We start from the raw sequence: 8,357 nt of genomic DNA, 5'->3' as shown, positions 1-8,357 counted from the left end.
GTTCTGAATCGTTTCATCATTCACACCCCACGGGAGCTCCGAAGTGACCGACCCACAGCGCGGAGAAGTTGTACGTGGTCCAGGTGCGCTTGGCGACGGGGACCGGCAGCAGGTCCTCGTTGGCGTAGGGGCCGTTCGGCGGCGGGGAGTCCGGGGTGAGCTCGACGCGCCCGTCGGGACGGGTGACTTGACCGGAGAGAGGTATGGCCGAGGGAGCGGTGTTGGTCATGGGCAGGCCAATCGGGGTGGGATGGGACGGGAGAGAGGCCGTGCGGGCGGGGCGGGGGGGGGTGCGCGTGTGGGGTGCGCCCTGACCCCCTTCCCGGGACGGCGGGAAGGGGGAGACCAACTGCGAGGAGGTGGCTAGCCGTTGACGGCGGGGATGACCTTCGTCCCGTACGCGTCGATGGTGGCCTCCTGCGCGTCGTGCATGTCGTAGACGGCGAACTGGTCGACGCCCAGTTCGCGCAGCGCGTTCAGCTTCTCGATGTGCTTCTCCACGGGGCCGATGACACAGAAGCGGTCCACGATCTCGTCGGGCACGAACTCGGTGTCGGGGTTGCCGCTGCGTCCGTGGTGCGAGTAGTCGTACCCCTGGCGGGCCTTGATGTAGTCGGTGAGTTCGTCCGGGACGGCGGCGGAGTGCGCGCCGTACTTGTCGACCAGGTCGGCGACGTGGTTGCCGACCATGCCGCCGAACCAGCGGCACTGGTCGCGGGCGTGGGCGAGGGCCTCGGGCGAGTCGTCCTCGGTGACGTAGGCAGGGGCGGCGACGCAGATCCGCACCTCGGACGGGTCGCGTCCGGCGGCCACGGCCGCGTCCTTCACGGCCTTGACCATGTACTCGGTGAGGTAGAGGTCGGAGAGCTGGAGGATGAACCCGTCGGCCTCCTCTCCGGTCATCTTCAGGGCCTTCGGGCCGTACGCGGCCATCCAGACCGGGAGTTCGGCACCCGGCTTGATCCACGGGAACCGGACGACGGTACCGCCGAGGTCGGCCTCCTCACCCCGGCCGAGGGCGCGGATGACCTTCATGGCCTCGCTGATGCGGGCGAGGGTGTTGGGCTTGCGGCCGGCCACCCGCATCGCGGAGTCGCCGCGGCCGATGCCGCAGACGGTCCTGTTGCCGAACATGTCGTTGAGGGTGGCGAAGGTGGAGGCGGTGACCTCCCAGGTGCGGGTGCCCGGATTGGTGACCATCGGGCCGACCGTCAGTTTGCTGGTGTTGGCGAGGATCTGGCTGTAGATCACGAACGGCTCCTGCCAGAGCACGGCGGAGTCGAAGGTCCAGCCGTACCGGAAGCCGTTGCGTTCGGCCCGTTTCATCAGGCTGATGACCCGGGAGGCCGGTGGGTCGGTCTGCAGGACGAGTCCGAAGTCCATGGGCGCCACTCCTAGTTGAGGTACTGACAGGTGGAGCGCGGGGTGTAGACGCCGTGTCCGGCGTGACCGGTGTACTCCCGCTCGGTGATGACGGGTTCGCCGCGTGAGAGGACCGTCTCGACCCGGCCGGTGAGGCGCCTGCCCTCGTATGCCGAGTAGTCGACGTTCATGTGGTGGGTCTCGGCGGAGACGACCTGCTCGGCGTGCGGGTCGTAGATGACGACGTCGGCGTCCGCCCCCGGGGTGATGGTGCCCTTCTTCGGGTACATCCCGAACATCCGGGCCGGGTTGGCGCACGCGATCTCGATCCAGCGGCGGCGCGTGATGTGCCCGTCCACGACGGCCTGGTGGAGCAGGTCCATCCGGTTCTCGACGCCGGGCAGGCCGTTGGGGATCTTCGAGAAGTCGCCGCGGCCCAGTTCCTTCTGGCCCACGAAGCAGAAGGGGCAGTGGTCGGTGGAGACCACCTGGAGGTCGTCCGTGCGCAGCCCCTGCCAGAGCTTGGCCTGGTGCTCCTTGGGGCGCAGCGGCGTCGAGCACACGTACTTCGAACCCTCGAAGTCCGGCTCGGCGAGGTTGTCGGTGGAGAGGAAGAGGTACTGCGGACAGGTCTCGCCGAATACCGGGAGCCCCTCGTCGCGGGCCCGGGCCAGCTCGGCGACCGCCTCCATCGCCGACACGTGCACGACGTACAGCGGGGCGCCCGCGACCTGGGCGAGCCTGATGGCCCGGTGCGTGGCCTCGGCTTCGAGCAGCGCCTTGCGGACCTCTCCGTGGTAGCGCGGGTCGGTCTCGCCGCGGGCCAGCGCCTGTTCCACCAGCACGTCGATGGCGATGCCGTTCTCGGCGTGCATCATGATGAGGCCGCCGTTCTCGGCGGAGCGCTGCATGGCGCGCAGGATCTGGCCGTCGTCGGAGTAGAAGACGCCCGGGTAGGCCATGAACTGCTTGAAGGAGGTCACGCCCTCCTCGACCAGCAGGTCCATCTCCTTGAGCGTCTCCTGGTTCACGTCGGAGACGATCATGTGGAAGCCGTAGTCGATGGCGCAGTTGCCCTCGGCCTTCGCGTGCCAGGCGTCGAGCCCTTCGCGCAGGCCGTGGCCGACGCTCTGCACGGCGAAGTCGACGATGGTGGTCGTGCCGCCCCAGGCGGCGGCCCGGGTGCCGGTCTCGAAGGTGTCCGAGGCGAAGGTGCCACCGAACGGCAGCTCCATGTGGGTGTGGGCGTCGACGCCGCCCGGGATGACGTACTTGCCGGTGGCGTCGATGGTGCGCTCGGCGGTGAACGCGTCCGCGGCGGGGGTGCCGGTCGCCGCGAGGGCGGCGATGCGGCCGTCCTCGATCAGGACGTCGGCGTGGATCTCGTCGGACGCGGTGATGACGAGTCCACCGTGGATGAGGGTGCGGCCGGTGGTCATGGGGTCCTCTCGTTCGTGGTCACGTGCCGGTCCGATGTGGCTGGTCGCGCCCACGCAGCGGTAGCCGCAGATTCGACACAGCCCCGCGCCCCTGACGGGGCGCTTTTACGGCGCCGTCAACGGGCCGTACGCGTCCGGGCGGCGGTCGCGGAAGAACTGCCAGCGGTCGCGGACCTCTCGGAGCTTGGCCAGGTCCAGGTCGCGGACGACGAGTTCGGTCTCCTTGTCGGAGGCCACCTCGCCGGCGAACTGGCCCTCCGGGTCCACGAAGTAGGAGGTGCCGTAGAAGTCGTTGTCGCCCAGGTCCTCCACGCCGACCCGGTTGATCGCGCCGACGAAGTACTCGTTGGCGACGGCCGCCGCCGGCTGCTCCAACTGCCAGAGGTACCGGGAGAGTCCGCGCGAGGTGGCCGACGGGTTGAAGACGATCTCGGCACCGGCGAGGCCCAACGCCCGCCAGCCTTCGGGGAAGTGGCGGTCGTAGCAGATGTAGACGCCGATCCTCCCGACGGCCGTCTCGAAGACCGGCCAGCCGGCGTTCCCCGGGCGGAAGTAGAACTTCTCCCAGAACCCGGGGACCTGGGGAATGTGGTGCTTGCGGTACTTGCCGAGGTAGGAGCCGTCGGCGTCGATCACGGCGGCGGTGTTGTAGAGGACGCCGGGCTGCTCCTCCTCGTACACCGGCAGGATCAGGACGAGGCCCAGTTCCCGGGCCAGGGCCTGGAAGCGCTGGACGACCGGGCCGTCCGGTACCTGCTCGGCGTACTCGTAGAACGCCTTGTCCTGCACCTGGCAGAAGTAGGGGCCGTAGAACAGTTCCTGGAAGCAGAGGACCTGGGCGCCCTGCGCGGCCGCGTCGCGGGCCGCCTGCTCGTGGACCTGGATCATCGATTCCTTGTCGCCGGTCCAGGCGGTCTGGAAGAGGGCGGCACGAATCACTCGGCTCATCGGGACCTCCGGTAGCTCGGGGGTGCGTCGCTCGGTGCGAGGAGCCTAGGAAGTCCGCGGGCGGGCTTCGACTGCCACCGTGTCACGTCCGGGGGCGGTCGGCGTGCCACCGTGTCACGCTCTCCATGGCCCATGTTTCACCACCGTTTTCCCAGGTCGCCGCGTGTTTCACTGCTGTTGCGCGTCATGCGCGAGGAGTGCGATGTGCACCGAGGCCGCCTGCTCGAAGTCGTCGAGGTCGACCCCGAGCCGGGTCTGTATCGCCTCCAGCCTGCGGTACAGGGCGGGCCGGGAGACGTGGTGCAACTGGGCGGTGCGGGACTTGTTGCGGCCGGTGGCGAGATAGGTCCGCAGGACGCCCAGGAGGTCCTGCTCGGTGCCGTTGCCGCAGAGCAGTCCGTCCAGCTCGCGCTCGGCGAAGGACTGGACGTCCGGGTCGTCCCGCAACAGCCGGATCAGCCCGCGCAGGTGGACGTCCCGGAGCCGTACGACCGCCGGGAGGTCGAGGGCGGCGGCCGTGTCGGCGACCGCGTCGGCCACGTGCTGGGCCTCCCGCAGCCCGGCGGGCACGTCGTCCCAGGCGGTGCAGGGGCCTGCGGCGGCGACCACCGCTCCGTTCGCGGGTGCCTCGCCGTGCAGCCGGGCGGCGAAGTGCGCGGCGAGGGCGTCGGCGTCCTGGTCGCGGGCGAGACTGAGCAGGACGGCGGTGCGCTGTTCGGTGAGTTCGGCGACGAGTCCGGGCAGCCCCAGCAGGCGCAGGGTTCTCTCCAGTCGGGCGGGATCGCAGTCGCGCACGACGAGTGGCACGAAGGTACGCCGGTTGACGGGCAGGCCTGCCGCCCGTGCCCGGGGCAGCAGTTGCCGTGCCGGTACGACTCCGGAGACCAGGTCGGTCAGCAGGCTCTGCGCGGACTGCTCCTCCCAGGTGTGGGCGGAGCCGCCGCCGAGCATCCGGTGCAGGACGAGGGCCTCGGCGCCGCGGTCGGCAAGGAGGCGTCCGGTGGCGGTGTCGCCCCGGTAGCCGCAGAGCATGATCCGGCCCCAGCGTTCGCCACGGCCGCCCAGTTCGGCGCGGATCCAGCCGTCGCCCTCGGCGCCGCCGGCCTGCCGTGCGATGCGGTCCCAGTCGCGCAGCACGTCGTCGACCGCCGAGCGCTCCCCCGCGGTGGCCAGCACCCGGTGTGCGAGGTTGGTGACGACGACCGGGCAGGCGCTGTGCACGGCGACCTCGTCGAGGAGCTGCTGGAGGGGGGCGCCGGCCGTGATGAGACCGGTGAGGGCGGTGCGGACGGACTCGGAGAGGCTGACGGCGGCGAACTTCCGGCGTACCAGGCGGGACTGGACCTCCTCCGTCAGTTCGGCGAACGGGAAGGGGCGGTGCAGGACCACCATGGGCAGGCCGCAGCGGTCCGCCGCGCGGCGCATGGCGTCGGGGGGTGCCGGGAAGGCGCGGCCGAGGCCGAGGACGACCGCGGCGGCCTCGGCCCGGTGCAGGGACTGGATGTACTCGGCCTGTCTGTGCTCGTCGCCGGCGAGCAGGACGCCGGTGGTGAGGACCATCTCTCCGCCGGTGAGCATGACGCCGACGTCGGGGGCCTCGGCGACGTGCACCCAGCGGACGGGGCGGTCGAGGTGGGCGGTGCCGGCGACCACCTCGGGGTCGCCGGCGAGAACCCGTTCCAGGGTGAGGATCTGGCGGACCGACAGGATGGGGTCGGTTGTCCCGGCGGGCTCCCAAGTGGCGGTCATCTTGCGTGTCCCTTGGTCGGGTGTGGTGCGTTTTGAGACTGCGGGCCGGTGGGGGCCGGTCGCCGCGGTCGGCACACGGCGGGTCGGCTAGTAGGCGCTCCGCAGGGCCTGTTCCAGGATCGCCGCGCCCTCTTCCGCCTCCGCGACCGTCAGGGACAGTGGCGGGGCGATGCGCAGGGCGCTGGTGTTGTGGCCGCCGCCCTTGCCGATCAGGAGGCCGCTTTCCCTGGCCGCCTCCAGGACGGCGGCGGCCGACTTGGGGTCGGCCTCGTCCGTGCCGGGCTTGACCAGTTCGACGCCGATCATCAGGCCGCGGCCCCTGACCTCCCGTACGCCCGGCAGCTGGGCGGTGACGGCCCGCAGGCGTTCGATGAGGAGACCGCCGACCCGGCGGGCGTTGCCCTGGAGGTCGTGTTCCAGGAGGTACGACAGGTTGGCGAGACCGGCCGCCATGGTGATCTGGGTGCCGCCGAACGTCGAGATGCTGTTGGAGTCCAGGCAGTTCATGATCTCGGAGCGGGCCACCACGCCGCCGATGGACATGCCGTTGCCGATGCCCTTGGCGAAGGTGAGGATGTCCGGCGGGCCGCTCTGGCCGTGCGCCTGCCAGCCCCAGAAGTGCTCGCCGGTGCGCCCCCAGCCGGTCTGCACCTCGTCGGCGATCCAGAGGATGCCCTGCTCCTGGAGGACCTTGCGGAAGGCCGCGTACAGACCGTCGGGCGGGGAGGTGAAGCCGCCGACGCCCTGGATCGGCTCGGCGATCAGCGCGGCCGGCGGCCGGGTGTGGCCGAGCAGGTCGCGCAGGTCGGCGACGCAGGCCTCGATGAAGTCACGGTCGTTCAGCTCGGCGAACGGACCGCGGGTGCGGACGCCTCCGTGCACGTAGAGCGTCTGGAGCGGGGACAGCGAGGTCGGCGACCAGCCCTTGTTGCCGGTGATGCCGACCGAGCTGAAGGAGCGGCCGTGGTAGCTGTTGCGCATCGCCAGGATCGTGTTCGTCCGGCGGTACGTCGTCGCCAGCAGCAGGGCCGTGTCGTTGGCCTCGGTGCCGGACGTGGTGAAGAAGACCCGGGCGTCCGGGATGCCGCTCAACTGGGCGATGCGTTCGGCCAGTTCCACCATCGGGCGGTTGAGGTAGAGGGTGGAGGAGTGGATGATCCGGCCGGCCTGCTCACTCACCGCCTTGGTGACCTCGGGCAGCGCGTGCGCGGTCATCGTGGTGAGGATGCCGCCGAAGAAGTCGAGGTAGCGGTTGCCGTCCGCGTCCCAGACGTGCCGGCCCTCGCCGTGCGTGATCTCCAGCGGCTCGTCGTAGTAGAGCGCCAGCCAGTCGGGCAGGACCTGGCGGTGGCGGGCGAAGAGGTCGTTCACGGCTGTACCAGCCCTTCATAGGCGTCGGGACGGCGGTCGCGGTAGAAGGCCCACTGCTGCCGCACTTCCTCGATCAGGTCGAAGTCGAGGTCACGGACGACGAGTTCCTCGCTCACGTCGCTCGCGACCTCCCCCACGAACTGCCCACGAGGATCGACGAAATAGCTTGTCCCGTAGAAATCGTTGTCTCCGTACTCCTCCTGGCCCACCCGGTTGATGGCGGCGACGAAGTACTCGTTGGCGACGGCGGCGGCCGGTTGCTCCAGCTGCCAGAGGTACGACGAGAGCCCACGGTGGGTGGCCGACGGGTTGTACACCAACTGGGCGCCGCCGAGGCCGAGTTCCCGCCAGCCCTCGGGGAAGTGGCGGTCGTAGCAGATGTAGACCCCGACCTTGCCGACAGCGGTGTCGAAGACCGGCCAGCCCAGGTTGCCCGGTTTGAAGTAGTACTTCTCCCAGAAGCCCTTCACCTGCGGGATGTGGTGCTTGCGGTACTTGCCCAGGTAGGTGCCGTCGGCGTCGATCACGGCGGCGGTGTTGTAGTAGAAGCCGGACTGCTCGATCTCGAAGACCGGGACCACGATCACCATGCCGGTCTCGCGGGCGAGCTCCTGCATACGGTGGGTGGTCGGGCCGTCGGGGACCGGTTCGGCCCAGCGGTAGTGCTCGGGTTCCTGGACCTGGCAGAAGTAGGGGGCGTTGAAGACTTCCTGGAACCCGATGATCTTCGCGCCCCGGCGGGCCGCCTCACGGGCGTGCACCTCGTGTTTCGCCACCATGGACTCGGTGTCGCCGGTCCAGGTGGCCTGGACCAGAGCGGCGCGTACGACGTTGGCCATGAGCTGCTCCTTCTACGCCCGTAGAGGGTCGAAAGTAAGCGCACTCGGGGCCCTTGCCAAGACCATCGTCGTGAAGCCGCGGAGTCGATCGTGTTTCGTACCTGGCTGGCGGATGCGGGGATGCCCGGACTCCCGTCGGTCAGGAGGCGAGGCCTGCCACCCGCAGCGCGTGCAGCAGGTCCCGGTGGCGTTGCTCCGAGATCTGCCGCGCCGAACGCAGGAGCAGCGGGACCAGCAGATGCGGATCAGGCTCCGCGCTGTGCGCCGCCTCCTCCGGGGTGCGGACCTGGACGTAGGCGTCGAGCAGTGTGGTGGCCTCGCGGTGGCGGCCGGCCGTTTCCAGGGCGAGGACCGCCGCGCCGATCTCGGTGGCGGGGCGGACCACTCCCTGACGCAGGATCTGCCGGGCGTCCTCGCTCCGGCCGGCGACGGCGAGGGCGTCCGCGACCGGCACGAGGCGGGCAGGCGGCAGCGAGGCCGCCTCCCACAGCAGCGTGGACCAGTCGGCGCCCAGCCCGGCGCCCTGGAGGGCTTCCGCGAGCAGCGGGAACCGGGCCGCGGGCCACTGCGCGACCTCGGCGAGCAGCGCGTGCGCCTCACCGGTGCGGCCCGCCGCCCGCAGCGGAACCAGCTGCGCCACGGCCGCGGC

General features: G+C 70.4%; 6 protein-coding genes and 2 pseudogenes. All 8 read right to left on the bottom strand.

The window, feature by feature from the left end:
* Positions 1-46: 46 nt before the first annotated feature.
* Positions 47-229 (bottom strand): annotated as a pseudogene (locus ABZ646_RS33865) (nitrate reductase); the annotation flags it as partial.
* Between the two features lie 134 nt (positions 230-363).
* A complete protein-coding gene (locus tag ABZ646_RS33860; RefSeq protein ID WP_360527546.1) occupies positions 364-1,383 on the bottom strand; it encodes a TIGR03842 family LLM class F420-dependent oxidoreductase in 1,020 nt (339 codons plus the stop codon).
* A gap of 11 nt (positions 1,384-1,394) precedes the next feature.
* Positions 1,395-2,801 carry a dihydropyrimidinase gene (hydA, locus tag ABZ646_RS33855; protein ID WP_360527543.1) on the bottom strand — a complete coding sequence of 469 codons (1,407 nt, stop codon included), beginning with the start codon at positions 2,799-2,801 and terminating at the stop codon, positions 1,395-1,397.
* Positions 2,802-2,906: 105 nt separating this feature from the next.
* Positions 2,907-3,749 carry a nitrilase-related carbon-nitrogen hydrolase gene (locus ABZ646_RS33850; protein ID WP_360527540.1) on the bottom strand — a complete coding sequence of 281 codons (843 nt, stop codon included), beginning with the start codon at positions 3,747-3,749 and terminating at the stop codon, positions 2,907-2,909.
* Positions 3,750-3,917: 168 nt separating this feature from the next.
* A complete protein-coding gene (locus ABZ646_RS33845) occupies positions 3,918-5,498 on the bottom strand; it encodes a PucR family transcriptional regulator (protein WP_360527537.1) in 1,581 nt (526 codons plus the stop codon).
* 87 nt (positions 5,499-5,585) lie between these two features.
* Positions 5,586-6,869 carry an aspartate aminotransferase family protein gene (locus ABZ646_RS33840; protein WP_360527534.1) on the bottom strand — a complete coding sequence of 428 codons (1,284 nt, stop codon included), beginning with the start codon at positions 6,867-6,869 and terminating at the stop codon, positions 5,586-5,588.
* On the bottom strand, positions 6,866-7,708 hold the full coding sequence (locus ABZ646_RS33835; protein ID WP_360527531.1) for a nitrilase-related carbon-nitrogen hydrolase: 843 nt from the start codon (positions 7,706-7,708) through the stop codon (positions 6,866-6,868). Before ABZ646_RS33835 ends, ABZ646_RS33840 begins: the two co-directional genes overlap by 4 nt.
* A gap of 139 nt (positions 7,709-7,847) precedes the next feature.
* Positions 7,848-8,357, bottom strand: a pseudogene (locus ABZ646_RS33830) (hypothetical protein); the annotation flags it as partial.

Source organism: Streptomyces sp. NPDC007162, assembly GCF_040634175.1.
Lineage (GTDB): Bacteria > Actinomycetota > Actinomycetes > Streptomycetales > Streptomycetaceae > Streptomyces.
The sequence above is the reverse complement of the archived record's forward strand: the minus strand, read 5'-3'. Positions and strand labels throughout refer to the sequence as shown.

Excerpts from the sequence above, each read along its gene's own strand:
- ABZ646_RS33860 (WP_360527546.1), bottom strand. The coding sequence starts at position 1,383 with ATGGACTTCGGACTCGTCCTGCAGACCGACCCACCGGCCTCCCGGGTC.
- hydA (WP_360527543.1), bottom strand. The coding sequence starts at position 2,801 with ATGACCACCGGCCGCACCCTCATCCACGGTGGACTCGTCATCACCGCG.
- ABZ646_RS33850 (WP_360527540.1), bottom strand. The coding sequence starts at position 3,749 with ATGAGCCGAGTGATTCGTGCCGCCCTCTTCCAGACCGCCTGGACCGGC.
- ABZ646_RS33845 (WP_360527537.1), bottom strand. The coding sequence starts at position 5,498 with ATGACCGCCACTTGGGAGCCCGCCGGGACAACCGACCCCATCCTGTCG.
- ABZ646_RS33835 (WP_360527531.1), bottom strand. The coding sequence starts at position 7,708 with ATGGCCAACGTCGTACGCGCCGCTCTGGTCCAGGCCACCTGGACCGGC.